Genomic DNA, 14,076 nt, shown 5'->3' with positions numbered 1-14,076 from the left:
CATGGCCTACACCGTTCCCACCATCGACGACATCGCCCAGCCCGCGCTGGCCGCGCGCCTGCAGCACCTGCTGGACAACAAGACCAAGCCGCTGGGCTCGCTGGGCCAGATCGAGCGGCTGGCGCAGCGCATCGGCCTGGCGCTGGGCAGCGAGGCGCCGGCGCTGAAGGACCCGCAGTTGGTGGTCTTTGCGGGCGACCACGGTCTGGCCGCGCGCGGTGTCTCGGCCTACCCGAGCGACGTGACCTGGCAGATGGTCGAGAACTTCCTGGCCGGTGGCGCCGCGGTGAGCGTGCTGGCGCGGCAGAACGGCATCGGCCTGACGGTGGTGGACTGCGGCGTGCGGCACGAATTCGCCCCGAGGCCCGGCCTGGTGATCAGCAAGATCGCGCCGGGGACCGCCGATGCGCTGGAAGGGCCTGCCATGTCCGAAGCGCAGTGCCGGGCGGCGATGACCGCCGGCACCGCGCTGGTCAAGGAGCTGCCGGGCAATGCGCTGCTGCTGGGCGAAATGGGCATCGGCAACACCTCGGCCGCCTCGCTGCTGATGAGCCGTCTGGCCGGTCTGGACATCGTGGACTGCACGGGGGCGGGCACCGGGCTGGACGCCGAGGCGGTGCAGCGCAAGACCGGCATCCTGCGGCAGGTGCTGGCGCGCCACCCGGACGCCGCCGACCCGCTGACCGCGCTGGCGGCTTTCGGCGGCTTCGAGATCGCGACCATGGTGGGCGCGGTGCTGCAGGCGGCGGCCGAGCGGCGCGTGATCGTGGTCGACGGCTTCATCGCCAGCTCGGCCGTGCTGGTCGCCAGCCAGTTGCAGCCGGCCGTGCTGCAGCGCTGCGTGTTCGCCCACCGCTCGGGCGAGCGTGGCCATGCCCTGATGCTCGCGCACCTCCAGGCCGAACCGCTGCTGGACCTGGGGCTGCGTCTGGGCGAAGGTTCGGGTGCGGCCCTGGCCTGGCCGCTGCTGCTGTCGGCCTGCGCGATCCTGCGCGAGATGGCCAGTTTTGAATCGGCCGGCGTGTCGCGGCAGGAGGAGGTTTCCGAAACCGCGCCGGTTGTGGCACGCTGACGGGATGTCCTTCGTCCGCCACTTCCTGCTCGCGATCCAGTTCTTCACCCGCATTCCCGTCACCGGGCGGCTGGCGGACTGGGTTGGCTATTCCCCCGAGATGCTGCGGGCCAGCGCGGCGCATTTCCCCGGCGTGGGCTGGGTGGTGGGCCTGCCGGCGGCGGTGGTGTTCGCGGGCGTGTGGTGGGTGCTGCCCGCGCAGCCGGCCACACCCTGGGTGGCGGCGCTGCTCAGCACGGTGTTCAGCGTGCTGCTGACCGGCGCGTTCCACGAAGACGGGCTGGCCGACCTGAGCGACGGCCTCGGCGGTTCGGCCCACCGCGAGCGCGCGCTGGAAATCATGAAGGACTCCCGCATCGGTTCCTTCGGCGCGATCGCGCTGGTGCTGGCCTTGCTGACCAAGGTCGCGGTGCTGGCGCTGATCGCCCAGACCGGTGGTGCCGCCATTGCCGCGGTGGCGCTGTTCGTGTCGCACGTGACCTCGCGTCTGATGCCGCTGTTCGTGATCCACACGCTGCCGCACGTCGGCGATACACCGCAGTCCAAGTCCAAGCCGCTGGCCGAGAGCATCGGGCGTGGCGCGCTGCTGATCGGTGTGCTCTGGTGGGCGCTGGCGATGGCGCTGGTGGTCGTGCTGCTGCCGACCGTGCAATGGATGCTGGCGGTGCTGGGGGCCTTGCTGGGGCTGGTGTGGATGTGGCGCCTGCTGCAGCGGCGCCTGCAGGGCTTCACCGGCGACGGTCTCGGTGCGACCCAGCAGGTCTGCGAGATCGGCTTCCTGCTGGCGCTGGCCATGACGCTGCCGGCGGTGGCGCCGTGAAGCTCTGGCTGCTGCGCCACGCGCGCGTGGTGCTGGAGCCGGGCCTGTGTTACGGCGCCAGCGATGTGGCGGCCGATGAGGCATTGACCGCCGAGGGCGCGTTGGCGATCGCGCCGCTGCTGCCCGCCGGGCTGCCGGTCCGCGTGTCGGATCTCGGCCGCGCCCGGCAGATGCACCGCGCCTTGCTCCAACACCGGCCCGATCTGGGCGAGGCGCGCACCGATCCGCGCATCCGCGAGATGGACTTCGGTTCGTGGGAGCTGCAGCGCTGGGACGCCGTGCCGCGCGACGCCTTCGACACCTGGATGACCAATTTCGCGTCGCACCGGTTCGGTGGTGCCGAGCATGTGGACGGGTTGATCGGGCGGGTGGCCGATGCGCTGGAGGACACCCGCGCCATGGCGGCGGACCACGGGGCCGCGCTGTGGATCACCCACGCGGGCGTGATCCGCGCGGCGCAGTTTCTGGTGCAGCACGGACGGCGCAGCATCGCGTCGGCCCAGGAGTGGCCGAAAGACGCGCCCGACACCGGCGGCTGGCTGGCGCTGGACATCTGAACGCCGCGCCAGTCGGCAGGAGTTGGCTCAGCCGGTGGTCTTGGGCTTGAAGTCGCAGCAGGCCGACACGGCGCACTGGTGGCACAGCGGCTTGCGCGCCTGGCACACGTAGCGCCCGTGCAGGATCAGCCAGTGGTGCGCGTCGACCAGGTACTTCGCCGGAATGCGTTTGAGCAGTTGCTGCTCCACCGCCAGCGGCGTCTTGCCCGGCGCCAGCCCGGTGCGGTTGCTGACGCGGAAGATGTGGGTGTCGACCGCCATCGTCGGTTCGCCGAACGCGACGTTGAGCACCACATTGGCGGTCTTGCGGCCCACGCCGGGCAGGGCTTCGAGCGCCTCGCGCGTGCGCGGCACCGCGCCGCCATGGCGCTCGGCCAGGATGCGGCAGGTCTCCATCAGGTGTTTCGCCTTGCTGCGGTACAGACCGATGGTCTTGATGTAGGACTCCAGACCGTCAATGCCAAGGTCCAGGATCTGCTGCGGCGTGTTCGCCACCGGGTACAGCCGGCGCGTGGCCTTGTTGACGCCGACATCGGTCGCCTGCGCAGAGAGTAGGACCGCGGTCAGCAGTTCGAACACGCTGGTGTATTCCAGCTCGGTGACCGGGTGCGGGTTGGCGGCCTGCAGGGTGGCGAAGAAGGTGTCGATCTGCGCGGGTTTCATGCCGCGCAGTGTAGTGCGGGGCTCAGTGCAGGCGCGAGGCCTCGACGTAGCGCTGCGCCTGCGGCAGGCGGCTGCGCATCCAGTCGGCGTCGACATCGAGCGCACCCAGCACGTCGGCCGGCAGTTCGTCGACCGCTTCCAGCGACGGCGTGGGAACGGCCGCCAGCAGTTCGGCCACATGCAGCACCGCGCCCAGCCGCGAGAACGGCTGCGCCGCCATCGGGTTGGCGGCGGCGTCCAGCGCGTGGATCATCTCGTCCGGGAAGTTCCAGGCGCGCGCCAGCTCGGCACTGACCTGGCCCTCGGTGAAGCCGAACAGGGCACTCTCGCGCTCCCAGCGGGCGCCGGGGTAGCTGGGCTGGCGCTCGAACTCGGCCACGCTGTTGGGCGACTTCATGCCCATCAGCAGTTCACCGACCCGCACCATGAAACCGGTGAGCCAGGCCTGCTGGCCGTCCGAACCGACGCCGCTGGCCAGCCACTGCGCCATGCCGCCGCGCTCCTGGCTCTCGCGCCAGAAGGACTGGCGGTCCAGGCCGGGGGTGATCGGGAAGGCGTCGTTGAACATGGAAGCCAGCGCCAGCGCACGGACCTGCGCGGTGCCCACGCGCGCAATCGCGTCGTCGATCGTGCCGACCTTTTCCCGGGCCCCGTAGTGCGCGCTGTTGGCCAGCCGCAGCAGGTGCACGGCCAGCGCCGGATCGCGCGAGATCGCTTCCCGCAGATGCGACAGCGGCACGTCTTCTTCGTTGAGCGAACGGATGAGGTCGTGCGCGACTTCCGGCATCGTCGGCAGGGTCAGGTCCTTGAAAAAATCGGCCGCGGTCATGGATGGCTCCGGTCGAGGGTGGGATTCATGTTCCGGATTTTTCCGCATCGCCAGCGGGGTCAAGCCCCCGAAATCCGGCACAAATCCGTACCAGTTCCGGGGTGGGCGGTACCATTTGGGCACTTTTTTCACCGAACCAGAGACATCCGCATGAGCTTTGCCATCCCCTTTGCCGACCGCCTCAACAACGTCGAGACCTCCGCCATCCGCGAACTCTTCAAGCTGCTGGGCAAGCCCGGCATCATCAGCTTTGCCGGCGGCTTCCCCGACAGCGCCATGTTTGACGTGGACGGCATCCGCGAGGCCGTCCACGCCGCGCTGACCGAAGAAGCCGGCGGCGCCCTGCAGTACGGCGCCACCGAGGGCTATCAACCCCTGCGCGAGCAACTCGCCGCCTTCATGACCAGCAAGGGCAACCAGGGCGTGAGCGCGAACGACCTGATCGTCACCACCGGCAGCCAGCAGGCGCTGGACCTGCTTGGCAAGACGCTGATTTCCCCCGGCGACAAGGTGATCGTCGAAGGCCCGACCTTCCTGGCCACCATCCAGTGCTTCCGCCTGTACGGCGCGCAGCTGGTGACGGCGCCGGTGGACGGGCAGGGCGTGGACACCGACCGACTGGAAAAGCTCATTGTCGAACACCAGCCCAAGTTCATCTACCTGATCCCGACCTTCGGCAACCCCAGCGGCGCCATGCTCAGCCTGGAGCGCCGCAAGAAGGTGCTGGAACTCGCCGTGCAGCACAACGTGCTGGTGGTGGAAGACGACCCCTACGGCGACCTGTACTTCGGCGAAGCGCCTCCGCCCAGCCTGCTGGCCCTGAGCGCCAGCGTGCCCGGCAGCCGCGAGCGCCTGGTGCACTGCGGCTCGCTCTCCAAAGTGCTGAGCCCTGGCCTGCGCGTGGGCTGGATGGTCGGCCCGGCCGAGCTGCTGGCCAAGGCCACCATGTGCAAACAGTTCAGCGACGCCCACACCAGCACCTTCGCCCAGGCCACGGCTGCCCAATACCTCAAGGCCGGCCGCATGCCCGCCACGCTGGCCAAGGTGCGCGCGGTCTACGCCGAACGCGCCGCCACCATGGGCAACGCCCTGCGCCGCGACCTGGGCGACGCGATCGAGTTCGTGCAGCCGCAAGGCGGCCTGTTCGTCTGGGCCCGCCTGACGGGCGCGGGCGGCAAGGTGGCCGACGGTGGTGAGTTGGCCAAACGAGCCATCGAAAAGGGCGTGGCCTTCGTGCCCGGTGCGCCGTTCTACGCCAGCAACCCCGATCACGCGACGCTGCGCCTGTCGTTTGCGACGGTGGGGCTGGACAAGATCGAAGAAGGCATCGGCCGCCTCAAGACCGCGGTCTGAACACGGCTGGCGCGGGCCTGCGGGCCCGGTGAGCCTACGGGTTCAGTGGTGTCCCGCCCGGCCTGCGGGCCTTGATCAGGCTGGAGGGCAGGCTGCCACGGAACAGCGGGCGCAGCGATTCCAGGGCACGGACCGCATGCACCTCGTTGTGCCACTGGCACAGGTCGGCATACAGCTCCGCCCGCGCGTACCAGAGGCCTTCGGCGTCCTGCGTGTGGCGCAGGCGGTGATTGAGTCGCGGGTTGTTCATGCGGCCGGTGTCGCCGTGGATGCGCAGCATGGCCCGGCGGATGCGCGCGACAGCCATGTCGTTGTGGCGCACCTTCTCGACCCCCAGGATCGATCCGATGCCTTCGCGCAGGCTGCTGGACAGTGTCGACAGGCTGGACAACGGTCCTTGGAAGGTGGTTTCGCGGCTCACGCGGCAAGGTTACGCAATCCGGGGGATGTTTGGCCCACCGGCCGTGAAACGCTTTGTAGCCTTGTTACAGATCGCTTGCGCCCTGGTCGAACTGGTCGGCGTTCTTGCCCTTGAAGGGCAGGTAGAAGGCCTTGATGTGTGCCATGTCGGCCTCGATGTCGCCGGTGGGCTGAAACACCGGGCCGAGGCCGCTGCGTTTGCTGGCGTAGTCCATGTAGGCCAGGATGATCGGCACCTGTGCGGTGGTGGCGATGTAGTAGAAGCCGGTTTTCCAGTAGCGCGTCTTGCTGCGCGTGCCCTCGGGCGGCACGATGAGTTGCAGCGGGCCGTCGGCGTCGGTGATGGCCTGGGCCGAGGCGGCGACGAGGTTGTTGGCTTTCGATCGGTCGACCTCGATGCCGCCGAGCCAGCGCATCAGGCCGCCGAATGGAAACCGGAAGATGCTGGCCTTGCCCATCCAGTACGGATGGAGCCGCAATGCGAACGCGACCATCAGGGTGTAGGGCAGGTCCCAGTTGCTGGTGTGTGGCGCGGCGATGAAGACGCTCTTGCCGGCCCGGGACGGCAAGCTGCCCTCGACCGTCCAGCCGGTCAGCCGCAGGAACGCCACCGAAAACCCCCGCAATAACGTGTTGACCACGGGCGTGGTGAAGATCGTGCGCTGCATCGGGGGAGTATCGCCGATGACGCGCGGGCGACCGCGGTTCGCGGCCCGCGCGCTACCATCGCTCGCCATGATTCCGACAGAGAACCGACCCATGAGCGAGACACTGAATGTGCAGGGCATCGAGGTCCGCATCGATGGCGCAGGCCCGACCGTGGTCATGCTGCATGGCTGGCCCGATTCGCCGGCGCTGTGGGACCAGGCGGTGGCCGAGTTGCAGGATGGCTACCGCTGCGTGCGGTTTGCGCTGCCCGGCTACGACCTGCGCCAGCCGCCGCGTCCGGTGTCGGTGGACCAGATGTGCGATCTTGTGGCCGCCATCGTCGACGCGGTCAGCCCGGATGCTCCGGTGACACTGATGCTGCACGACTGGGGCTGTTTCTTCGGTTACGAATACGCGGCACGGCACCAGGACCGGGTGGCGCGTGTGGTCGGCGCCGACATCGGCGACACCAATGCAGGCGCCTATCTCAAGGCGCTGACCGCCAAGGAGAAGCTGATGATCGCGGGCTACCAGCTCTGGCTGGCGATCGCCTGGAAACTCGGGCCGCTGACGCCGGGCCTGGCCGACCGGATGACGCGCTGGATGGCGCGGACCATCGGCTGCCGCACGCCGGCCGCCGAGATCGGCTGGCAGATGAACTACCCGTATGCGATGCAGTGGTTCGGCGTGTTCGGTGGCCTGCGCGGGGTGGCGCGGGTCGACAAGGTGTTCGGCCCGAAGCTGCCGACGCTGTTCTTCTACGGCAAGTGCAAACCCTTCATGTTCCATTCCGAGCGCTGGCTCGCACAGCTGGGCTCCACGCCGGGCTGCGAGGTCCACGGCCTGGAGTCTGGCCACTGGCTGATGAAGCAGCAGCCGCAGGCTTTCAACCGCGCCGTGCGGCAATGGCTCGACCGGGGCACCATGCTGCGATGAAGCCCGAAGACCTGGAGCGCCTGCTGACGGTGGAGATGCCCTACGGCAAGTACAAGGGGCGGGTGATCGCCGACCTGCCGGGGCATTACCTGAACTGGTTCGCCCGCGAGGGGTTCCCCAAAGGCGATCTCGGCCGGCTGATCGCGCTCATGCACGAGATCGACCACAACGGCCTGGAGGAGCTGCTCACCCCGTTGCGCCGCCTCAAGGCTTCGCGCTGAGCGGTTCGGCCGGGCGGTCTTTCAGGGCGCGGTGCACCACCGCGGCGGCCCAGGCGTCGTTGGCCGCGTAGATCAGCTGGGACTCGGTCAGGCGCGGATTGGCCCAGTTGGACGTCGCGGCCTTCTTGGACTTGATGAAGCGCTGTCCGAACAGCACCGCGACCGCGCCCTTGACGCCCATGTCCTTGCGGTAGCCGCGCGCACGGAACAGGTGGTTGAGCTCGATCACGCCCGTCGGCTCCACGCCCAGCTTGGCACGGATGCGCTTGGTGTCGTCGCCCAGGCCGAAGCCGGCCTTGGCGTGCCCGGCATCGGCCAGCAGCTGCGCGCCCAGGTCGCGGCTGGCCGTGTCGTGCAGCAGGAACACCCAGGCGCGTTCGAGCGTGGCCAGCTGCAGGATGTGTGGCCCGTCGGAGACCTCTCCCTGCACGAAGGTCGGCTTGCTCTCGGTGTCGAAACCCCAGTCGGCCTGGTCGCGCAGGGCCGCCACGGCTTCGCGTGCTGCCACCGCCGAGTCGACCAGTGCGATGCGGTCCAGCCCGAGGCGGGCAAATTCCGGCAGCAGGGCGATCTCGTCCTTGCCGGGGGTGGCGCGGGTGGTGTTCATGGTGTGCTGTGCGTCCGCCAGGGGGGCGGGGCGCGGGGATAATCGTTGCATTGTGCCTGCCACCATGTCCTACACCCTCAAGCTCTACGTCCCCGACGACACACCGCCCGGTCAGCGCCAGGCGGCCGAGCGGCGGTTCCGCGAGGCGCTGGAAGCGGCGCTGGGCGACGCCGCGCTGGTGGCGCCGGTCTACAGCGCCTACCTCGCGATCCTGGGGCAACACGGCGAGACGCCCGACCCTGAGGCGCTGACGGTGGACGAGCGCACGGTGCTGGAGCACTGGCAGCAGGCCGAATCGGCCGCGCTCGAAGCCGTGTTCGGCCCGCACCGGCACCTCGACGAGGGCGGCTACGAGATCGTGCTGCCCGCATAATCCGGGTCCGTTTCACGTCCTGCCGGGGCGAACGCACCCACCGAAGGACATCCCCCATGAGAAAAACCTATCCGCTGCGCCCCGAAGGCAAGCACCCCGACCGCGTGCTCGACGCCGTCAAGCACGACATCCGCAAGTACCAGAAGCGCGAACGCCGCCGTGAGCTGCCCGAAGGCGCCCATTTCTGGGACTTCGACTGCCGCTTCGGTGCCGACAAGGACAGCGCGCAGACCGTGCACCCGGGCGAACTGATCGCCCTGCTGGATGCCCTGGCCAAGGAAGGCGCGCCGCAGTGTTATGTCGAACTGCTGGCCAAGCCGGCGGTGCGCCAGCCCCGTCCGGCAGGTGCTGAGCCCGAAGCAGTCAGCGACGAAGAGTAAGGGGTTTCGCCGCCGGGCAGCGACCCGCGCAGCGGCGGAGCGTGGGGGCTACGGGCCAGCCGCCGGGCCGCCCCAAGGCAGGCCCAGCCCCCTTTGGGGGGCAGCGACCCGCGCAGCGGCGGAGCGTGGGGGCTACGGGCCAGCCGCCGGGCCGCCCCAAGGCAGGCCCAACCCCCTTGGGGGCAGCGACCCGCGCAGCGGCGGAGCGTGGGGGCTATTTCTGCGCTGCAGCCCGCAGCTTGTCTTTTTTGCTCGGGCGCTTGCCCTTGATGCCGCCGTTGCCCTCGCCGTTGACCGGTTCAGGGGGCGTCTCGGTCGGCTCGAAGCCTTCCACCGTTTCCAGCGGCAGGCTCAGGCCCTGGCGCTTCTCGATCAGACGCCAGTGCGCCAGCGTGGCGGCGGTCACGAAACTCACCGCCAGCCCGTTCTGCCCCGCGCGGCCGGTGCGCCCGATGCGGTGCACATGGTCCACCGGCGAGCGCGGCAGGTCGAAGTTCACCACCACCGGCAGGCCCTCGATGTGGATGCCGCGCGCGGCCAGGTCGGTGGTCACCAGCACGTCCCAGCGCTTGGCCTTGAACTCGTCCAGCGTCGTGCGGCGCGCGCCCTGGCTCAGGCCGCCGTGGAAGGCGGTCGCATAGACCTCGTCCTGGTGCAGCTTGGTCGCCAGCCGCTCGGCGGCGTACTGCGAGGCCACGAACACCAGCACCTGCTTCCAGCCCTCGGCCTTCATCAGCTGCCGCAGCAACTGGGTACGGCGTTTTTCGTCGACCGCGATCGCGCGCTGCAACACCATGGGCGCCACCTCGTCGGCGGGTGTGGGCACATCGATGCGGGCCGGCTCGTGCAGCATCTCGCGCGCCAGCGATTCGACGGCGGCCGGGAAGGTGGCGGAGAACAGCAGGTTCTGCCGGCGCGGCGGCAGCAGCGCCAGCACGCGGGCCAGTTCCTCGGCAAAGCCCAGGTCGAACAGCCGGTCGGCTTCGTCGAGCACCAGGGTGTCGACGCCACCGAGCCGGAGGCCGTTGTGGTCGACCAGGTCCAGCAGCCGGCCGGGCGTGGCGACCACCACGTCGGCGCCGCCGCGCAGCGCCATCAGCTGCGGGTTGATCGACACACCACCGAAGACGACCACCAGCTTGGGTCTGGGCGTCAGCGCCTGGGCGAGTGAACGCAAGACCTCGCCGACCTGCGCCGCCAGCTCGCGCGTCGGCACCAGCACCAGTGCGCGGGTGCGGCGCGGGCCGTCCGCTGGCGTCGACAGCCAGCGCTGCAGCAAGGGCAGGGCATAGGCGGCCGTCTTGCCCGAGCCGGTGCGGGCGGTGGCGAGCACGTCGCGACCGGCCAGCACGGCCGGAACGGCCTCGCTCTGGATCGGGGTGGGTTGGGTGAAGCCGAGGTCGGCGGCGGCCTGCGCGAGGGCGGGCGCGAGGCCCAGGGAAGAAAAAGGCATGGGGCGATTGTCGGCGACGCGCTACGATCCCGCTCCATGAAATCCCGCGCCTCTTCCGGCGGCCTCGTCTACTCGACCGAATCGGGCCGCATGTGCCCCGATTGCCGCCAGCCCATCGCCGCCTGTCGTTGCGGTGTGACCGTGCTGCCCAAGGGCGACGGTGTGCTGCGCGTGTCGCGCGAAACCAAGGGCCGGGGGGGCAAGGCCGTGACCGTGGTCAAGGGCGCCGCGCTCGATGCGGCGGGCCTGGCGACGCTGGGCAAGCAGCTGCGCACGGCCTGTGGCAGCGGTGGCACGGTCAAGGACGGTGTGATCGAGGTGCAGGGCGATCACGTCGAGCGCGTGATCGAAACGCTCAAGGCCCAGGGCCACACCGTCAAGCGCGCCGGCGGTTGAACAACGCGCCCCGCGCAGCGACGGAGCGTGGGAGAGGGCCAGCCGCCTGGCCGCCCCAAGGCAGGCCCAGCCCCCTCGGCGGGCAGCGACCCGCGCAGCGGCGGAGCGTGGGGGCACCGACTACAGCTCGCCCATCGAGATCAGCGACAGCACATCGGGCTGCATCAGCTCGTCCAGCGCGGGGTCCTGCGCCGGCCGCAGCAGCCACAGGCCCAGTGCCAGCAGCAACACTGCGCCAGTCCAGCGCAGCGGGTGCTGGCGCCAGGCGGCCCGCAGGGTGGCGGCCGGCCCGGCGCCCACGGTCACCAGCGGGTGCGAACGTCCCTGCCGCCACTGCGTGAGCACCCGCGCCTGCAGCGCCTGGGTGTCGTCGGGCCGGGTGCTGTTCAGGCCGCTCTTGAGCTGCTGCCGCAGGGCCTGGTCGCGTTCGCTGTCTGCGTCGTGCGGGGTGGGGGCGGTCATGGCGGGTTCTCCTGAAAACAGCGGCGCAGGGCCTGGCGGGCCCGGTGCAGCAACTGGTGGGCGGCGTTGGTGTCGAGGTCCAGCGCCCGGGCGATCTCCGCCGCGTCGGCGTCGGCGTAGGCCCACATCGCCAGGGCCATGCGCTGGCGCGGTGGCAGCCTGTGCATCGCGGCCTGCAGGTGCAGCGCGTCCAGCGCCGGTCCGGCCGGATCGCCCATGCCTTGGTCCGGCATCTGTGCGTCGGCCCAGCCAGTCAGCTCTTCCGGATCGGTGCTCAGTTCGCGCCGCCGCGTCAGCCAGGTCTTGCAGCGGTTGATGACGATGGTGTTGAAGTAGGTCGCCAGCGCCGCGCCCCGGGCCTCGTCCGGCCGGGCGCTCCACAGGCGCAGGAAGGCTTCCTGCACCATGTCTTCGGCGTCCTCCTGCCGTGGCAGCAGCTGTCTCGCCAGGCCCATGGCCTGCGGCGTAAGCTGGCGCACCAGTGCGGTGGCGCTGCCCTCGTCGCCGCTGCAGGCGGCCTGCCAGAGCGTCCAGCCGGCATCCCTCGGGATGGTGACGGACGGTGGCGCCAGGGTCTTGCCGACCCAGCGGCCGAAGCTGTTCAGGGTGGCGCCCAGGCCGGTGGCGGCGGGTGGTGGACTCATGCCGCCGTCACTCCGCCGACAGCTTCTCGCGCAGCGCGCGGCGCTCGGCCGGGCTCATGCGGTCGAGCATTTCGCGCCGCTGCATCAGCAGCTCGCGGCGTTCGCCGGGCGTCATCTGGCGCACTTTGTCGCGGCGCTCGTCGGCCAGCCGTTGCCGCTCCTGCGGTGTCATGGCCTGCCAGCGTTCGCGGGCACCGTCGATCAGGGCCTGGCGTTCCTGTGGCGTGATCGATTCCAGCTGCTGGCGCAACTGCTCGCGGAAGGCCTTGCGTTCGGCCGGACTGGCGGCCCGCAGCTGTGCGCGGATCTCGGCCTGCCGCAGCGCCTGCTGTTCGGGCGTGAGGCGCGACCAGTCGCGGGCGTCCGGCACCATCAGCGGGCCGGCCTGTGCCACCGCGGTCCACAGCAGCGCGGCTCCGAGCAGGCAGCGGATCAGGGGCTTGGCAATCGGGGGTGGCATGGCGGCAACGGTGCAGGGCACAGGTTCGGTGACGGTACTTGAACCTGCTGGCGGTCTTTCACTTACGTGATATCCGACGGTGGCGGTGGGTTATTGACCCCGGCCCCGTAAGCGGGCGTCCTGGTCCGGGTTCAACAGGGACACGGACCTTCCGTGTCTGTCACACCCCACTCAAGGAACATTCATGTCATTCTGGCTCAAACCCCTGACCGTCACCGCCTTCGCCCTGGGCCTCGGCGCCGCGTCCCTCGCTCAGGCGGCCACGCCCGCCGAACTGCAGGCACAACGCGTCGACAACCGCCAGGCGCGGCAGGACGCACGCATCGACCAGGGCGCGGCATCCGGCCAGCTGACCCCGCGCGAGCAGCGCCGTCTGCGCCACCAGCAGACGCACATTGCGAACATGGAAGACCGCGTCGAGGCCGACGGCAAGGTGACCGGCAAGGAAGCGGTTCACATGGAGCATGCGCAGGACCGCGCAAGCCGCAACATCTACCGCAAGAAGCACAACCACAGGAATTGAACGGGAGCCCCCACGCTCCACCGCTGCGCGGGTCGCTGCCCCCCGAGGGGGCTGGGCCTGCCTTGGGGCGGCCCGGCGGCTGGCCCCTTTCCTGCACGTGCCGCTGCGGCGCGGGTCACTGGCTCCGCGCCAGCGTGGTGCTCGGGCTTTCGCCGTAGGCCTGCTGGTAGGCGGCGGCGAAACGGCCCGGGTGGTCGAAGCCCCAGCGGGCCGCCGTCTGCAGCACGCGGGTCTCGGCGCCGGGGTGCATGAGATCGTGGCGCACGCGCTCCAGCCGCAGCCGGCGGATGTGCGCCATGGGTGTGGTGCCGCGTTCGCGGGCGAACAGCTGCTGCACCAGCCGCACGCTGCTGTGGATGGCCCGCGCCAGATCGGCGACCGTCAGCGGCTGGTCCAGGTGGGCCTCGATGTGGTCCTCCAGCTGCCGCAGCCTGGGCAGGGTGGCCGAGGCCGGCGCGCGGCTCACGGTTGCCGGCGCCCAGGCCACGCGCAGCAGCATGGCCAGCACATGGTCTTCCAGCATCGCCGTGTGCAGGCCGGATGAAGGGTGGTCTCCGCCGGGCTGCAGCAGGGCCGCCAGGTAGTGCATCAGCTGCCACCAGTGCGCGCCCGAACCCCGGCGCAGGTCCAGCTGCGGCGCCAGTCGCAAGGCGGCGGCCGTTTCCTGGCCGCTGATCGCCGCCGCCACGTGCATCAGCCGCTGGCGGTCGATGCGCAGCATGAACTGGTCGCAACTGCCCGACCATTCCATGCGCACCGTGTCCTGCGGCGAGATCACCGTGGCATGCCCCGCGGCACAGTTGTGCCGCGCGTTCTGGTGCCACACCGCGGCCTCGCCGGCCAGTGGCATCTGCACCAGGAAAAAATCGTCCAGCCGGTCCGGGTCGATGCGCACCGCCGCACCGTGCGCGAGGCGGTTGAGCGAGACCGAGGGGCCGAGTGCGCGGTGGTGCATGCGGGCGCGCACGCGCTGTCGGGCGCCGACCACCGACAGGTCGTGCGGCTTGTAGATGCGCGCGATCTGCTCGCGGGTTTCGTCGAGGTCGTCGGAGGCCAGCACCGACAGCGCCGCCCAGGGTGCGCCGCGCGGCTCGTGGCGGTCCAGCCAGCCGGGCGTGGCTGCGGAGAGGGCCGAGGGGGAGGGCGCGGGGCTGGGGGCCATGCGGCGCATGTTAGTGATTACCCGGGGTTTTTCACTTATCGGATACCCGCGTTCGTTTCGCGGATGGTCGCGGCGGCGGGCCGCTTCCAGAATGGCC

General features: G+C 70.2%; 20 protein-coding genes. 10 read left to right on the top strand and 10 right to left on the bottom strand.

Annotated elements, in window-relative coordinates; genetic code table 11:
* Window position 1: 1 nt before the first annotated feature.
* The 3 genes from cobT to ACS5NL_RS10245 are packed head-to-tail and all read left to right on the top strand — an operon-like array spanning window position 2 to window position 2,449.
* Window positions 2-1,072 (top strand): nicotinate-nucleotide--dimethylbenzimidazole phosphoribosyltransferase, encoded by a 1,071-nt coding sequence (cobT, locus tag ACS5NL_RS10255; RefSeq protein WP_439353689.1) that lies wholly within the window; start codon window positions 2-4, stop codon window positions 1,070-1,072.
* 4 nt (window positions 1,073-1,076) lie between these two features.
* Entirely contained in the window at window positions 1,077-1,892 is an 816-nt protein-coding gene (cobS, locus tag ACS5NL_RS10250) for an adenosylcobinamide-GDP ribazoletransferase (protein ID WP_439353687.1), read from the top strand.
* A complete protein-coding gene (locus ACS5NL_RS10245; RefSeq protein WP_439353686.1) occupies window positions 1,889-2,449 on the top strand; it encodes a histidine phosphatase family protein in 561 nt (186 codons plus the stop codon). The genes cobS and ACS5NL_RS10245 overlap by 4 nt, the downstream gene beginning before the upstream one ends.
* 27 nt (window positions 2,450-2,476) lie before the next feature.
* Here ACS5NL_RS10245 and nth read toward each other — a convergent pair whose 3' ends face one another.
* Together nth and ACS5NL_RS10235 are read right to left on the bottom strand one after the other, a co-directional pair.
* The gene (gene nth, locus ACS5NL_RS10240; RefSeq protein WP_439353685.1) at window positions 2,477-3,112 is read right to left on the bottom strand and encodes an endonuclease III; all 636 of its coding nucleotides are present in this window, start codon (window positions 3,110-3,112) and stop codon (window positions 2,477-2,479) included.
* Between the two features lie 22 nt (window positions 3,113-3,134).
* On the bottom strand, window positions 3,135-3,941 hold the full coding sequence (locus ACS5NL_RS10235; protein ID WP_439353683.1) for an HDOD domain-containing protein: 807 nt from the start codon (window positions 3,939-3,941) through the stop codon (window positions 3,135-3,137).
* 162 nt (window positions 3,942-4,103) lie between these two features.
* On the opposite strand from ACS5NL_RS10235, the gene ACS5NL_RS10230 reads away from it, so the two are divergent.
* Window positions 4,104-5,294 (top strand): aminotransferase-like domain-containing protein, encoded by a 1,191-nt coding sequence (locus ACS5NL_RS10230; protein WP_439353863.1) that lies wholly within the window; start codon window positions 4,104-4,106, stop codon window positions 5,292-5,294.
* Window positions 5,295-5,328: 34 nt separating this feature from the next.
* Here the strand turns inward: ACS5NL_RS10230 and ACS5NL_RS10225 are convergent, their stop codons facing one another.
* Complete coding sequence (locus tag ACS5NL_RS10225) at window positions 5,329-5,715, bottom strand: hypothetical protein (protein WP_439353681.1); 387 nt, start codon at window positions 5,713-5,715, stop codon at window positions 5,329-5,331.
* 64 nt (window positions 5,716-5,779) lie between these two features.
* Complete coding sequence (locus ACS5NL_RS10220) at window positions 5,780-6,382, bottom strand: lysophospholipid acyltransferase family protein (protein ID WP_439353679.1); 603 nt, start codon at window positions 6,380-6,382, stop codon at window positions 5,780-5,782.
* A gap of 91 nt (window positions 6,383-6,473) precedes the next feature.
* Here ACS5NL_RS10220 and ACS5NL_RS10215 point away from each other — a divergent pair, with 91 nt between their 5' ends.
* Together ACS5NL_RS10215 and ACS5NL_RS10210 are read left to right on the top strand one after the other, a co-directional pair.
* Window positions 6,474-7,298, top strand: coding sequence for an alpha/beta fold hydrolase (locus ACS5NL_RS10215; protein WP_439353677.1), 825 nt, complete (start codon window positions 6,474-6,476; stop codon window positions 7,296-7,298).
* A complete protein-coding gene (locus tag ACS5NL_RS10210) occupies window positions 7,295-7,519 on the top strand; it encodes a DUF3820 family protein (protein ID WP_439353676.1) in 225 nt (74 codons plus the stop codon). The genes ACS5NL_RS10215 and ACS5NL_RS10210 overlap by 4 nt, the downstream gene beginning before the upstream one ends.
* Here the strand turns inward: ACS5NL_RS10210 and ACS5NL_RS10205 are convergent.
* Complete coding sequence (locus ACS5NL_RS10205) at window positions 7,503-8,126, bottom strand: 3'-5' exonuclease (RefSeq protein ID WP_439353674.1); 624 nt, start codon at window positions 8,124-8,126, stop codon at window positions 7,503-7,505. The genes ACS5NL_RS10210 and ACS5NL_RS10205 overlap by 17 nt on opposite strands.
* Window positions 8,127-8,190: 64 nt before the next feature.
* Between ACS5NL_RS10205 and ACS5NL_RS10200 the strand changes: the two genes are divergently transcribed.
* Complete coding sequence (locus ACS5NL_RS10200) at window positions 8,191-8,499, top strand: hypothetical protein (protein ID WP_439353671.1); 309 nt, start codon at window positions 8,191-8,193, stop codon at window positions 8,497-8,499.
* Between the two features lie 56 nt (window positions 8,500-8,555).
* Window positions 8,556-8,879: a DUF6172 family protein gene (locus tag ACS5NL_RS10195; protein ID WP_439353669.1), complete on the top strand. Its 324-nt coding sequence runs from the start codon at window positions 8,556-8,558 to the stop codon at window positions 8,877-8,879.
* A gap of 214 nt (window positions 8,880-9,093) precedes the next feature.
* Here the strand turns inward: ACS5NL_RS10195 and ACS5NL_RS10190 are convergent, their stop codons facing one another.
* Window positions 9,094-10,332 carry a DEAD/DEAH box helicase gene (locus tag ACS5NL_RS10190; RefSeq protein ID WP_439353666.1) on the bottom strand — a complete coding sequence of 413 codons (1,239 nt, stop codon included), beginning with the start codon at window positions 10,330-10,332 and terminating at the stop codon, window positions 9,094-9,096.
* 36 nt (window positions 10,333-10,368) lie between these two features.
* Between ACS5NL_RS10190 and ACS5NL_RS10185 the strand changes: the two genes are divergently transcribed.
* A complete protein-coding gene (locus tag ACS5NL_RS10185; protein ID WP_439353664.1) occupies window positions 10,369-10,728 on the top strand; it encodes a translation initiation factor Sui1 in 360 nt (119 codons plus the stop codon).
* A 120-nt stretch (window positions 10,729-10,848) separates the two neighbouring features.
* On the opposite strand, the gene ACS5NL_RS10180 is transcribed toward ACS5NL_RS10185, so the two are convergent.
* Genes ACS5NL_RS10180 through ACS5NL_RS10170 form a run of 3 tightly spaced genes read right to left on the bottom strand, consistent with a single transcriptional unit; the run spans window position 10,849 to window position 12,294 of the window.
* Entirely contained in the window at window positions 10,849-11,190 is a 342-nt protein-coding gene (locus ACS5NL_RS10180; RefSeq protein WP_439353661.1) for a hypothetical protein, read from the bottom strand.
* On the bottom strand, window positions 11,187-11,834 hold the full coding sequence (locus ACS5NL_RS10175) for an RNA polymerase sigma factor (RefSeq protein WP_439353659.1): 648 nt from the start codon (window positions 11,832-11,834) through the stop codon (window positions 11,187-11,189). The genes ACS5NL_RS10180 and ACS5NL_RS10175 overlap by 4 nt, the downstream gene beginning before the upstream one ends.
* Window positions 11,835-11,841: 7 nt before the next feature.
* On the bottom strand, window positions 11,842-12,294 hold the full coding sequence (locus ACS5NL_RS10170; protein WP_439353656.1) for a DUF3106 domain-containing protein: 453 nt from the start codon (window positions 12,292-12,294) through the stop codon (window positions 11,842-11,844).
* Window positions 12,295-12,478: 184 nt separating this feature from the next.
* On the opposite strand from ACS5NL_RS10170, the gene ACS5NL_RS10165 reads away from it, so the two are divergent.
* Window positions 12,479-12,817 (top strand): hypothetical protein, encoded by a 339-nt coding sequence (locus ACS5NL_RS10165; protein WP_439353654.1) that lies wholly within the window; start codon window positions 12,479-12,481, stop codon window positions 12,815-12,817.
* A 115-nt stretch (window positions 12,818-12,932) separates the two neighbouring features.
* Here the strand turns inward: ACS5NL_RS10165 and ACS5NL_RS10160 are convergent, their stop codons facing one another.
* Window positions 12,933-13,979, bottom strand: coding sequence for an AraC family transcriptional regulator (locus ACS5NL_RS10160; RefSeq protein ID WP_439353651.1), 1,047 nt, complete (start codon window positions 13,977-13,979; stop codon window positions 12,933-12,935).
* Window positions 13,980-14,076: the final 97 nt, after the last annotated feature.

It is taken from the genome of Hydrogenophaga sedimenti (assembly GCF_051857515.1).
Lineage (GTDB): Bacteria > Pseudomonadota > Gammaproteobacteria > Burkholderiales > Burkholderiaceae_C > Hydrogenophaga.
This window is presented reverse-complemented; position numbering and strand designations above follow the sequence as displayed.

Coding starts and splice junctions, on each gene's coding strand:
- cobT (WP_439353689.1), top strand. CDS start 2: ATGGCCTACACCGTTCCCACCATCGACGACATCGCCCAGCCCGCGCTG.
- ACS5NL_RS10165 (WP_439353654.1), top strand. CDS start 12,479: ATGTCATTCTGGCTCAAACCCCTGACCGTCACCGCCTTCGCCCTGGGC.
- ACS5NL_RS10170 (WP_439353656.1), bottom strand. CDS start 12,294: ATGCCACCCCCGATTGCCAAGCCCCTGATCCGCTGCCTGCTCGGAGCC.
- cobS (WP_439353687.1), top strand. CDS start 1,077: ATGTCCTTCGTCCGCCACTTCCTGCTCGCGATCCAGTTCTTCACCCGC.
- ACS5NL_RS10160 (WP_439353651.1), bottom strand. CDS start 13,979: ATGGCCCCCAGCCCCGCGCCCTCCCCCTCGGCCCTCTCCGCAGCCACG.
- ACS5NL_RS10185 (WP_439353664.1), top strand. CDS start 10,369: ATGAAATCCCGCGCCTCTTCCGGCGGCCTCGTCTACTCGACCGAATCG.
- ACS5NL_RS10175 (WP_439353659.1), bottom strand. CDS start 11,834: ATGAGTCCACCACCCGCCGCCACCGGCCTGGGCGCCACCCTGAACAGC.
- ACS5NL_RS10210 (WP_439353676.1), top strand. CDS start 7,295: ATGAAGCCCGAAGACCTGGAGCGCCTGCTGACGGTGGAGATGCCCTAC.
- ACS5NL_RS10215 (WP_439353677.1), top strand. CDS start 6,474: ATGAGCGAGACACTGAATGTGCAGGGCATCGAGGTCCGCATCGATGGC.
- ACS5NL_RS10235 (WP_439353683.1), bottom strand. CDS start 3,941: ATGACCGCGGCCGATTTTTTCAAGGACCTGACCCTGCCGACGATGCCG.
- ACS5NL_RS10190 (WP_439353666.1), bottom strand. CDS start 10,332: ATGCCTTTTTCTTCCCTGGGCCTCGCGCCCGCCCTCGCGCAGGCCGCC.
- nth (WP_439353685.1), bottom strand. CDS start 3,112: ATGAAACCCGCGCAGATCGACACCTTCTTCGCCACCCTGCAGGCCGCC.
- ACS5NL_RS10200 (WP_439353671.1), top strand. CDS start 8,191: ATGTCCTACACCCTCAAGCTCTACGTCCCCGACGACACACCGCCCGGT.
- ACS5NL_RS10205 (WP_439353674.1), bottom strand. CDS start 8,126: ATGAACACCACCCGCGCCACCCCCGGCAAGGACGAGATCGCCCTGCTG.
- ACS5NL_RS10195 (WP_439353669.1), top strand. CDS start 8,556: ATGAGAAAAACCTATCCGCTGCGCCCCGAAGGCAAGCACCCCGACCGC.
- ACS5NL_RS10180 (WP_439353661.1), bottom strand. CDS start 11,190: ATGACCGCCCCCACCCCGCACGACGCAGACAGCGAACGCGACCAGGCC.
- ACS5NL_RS10220 (WP_439353679.1), bottom strand. CDS start 6,382: ATGCAGCGCACGATCTTCACCACGCCCGTGGTCAACACGTTATTGCGG.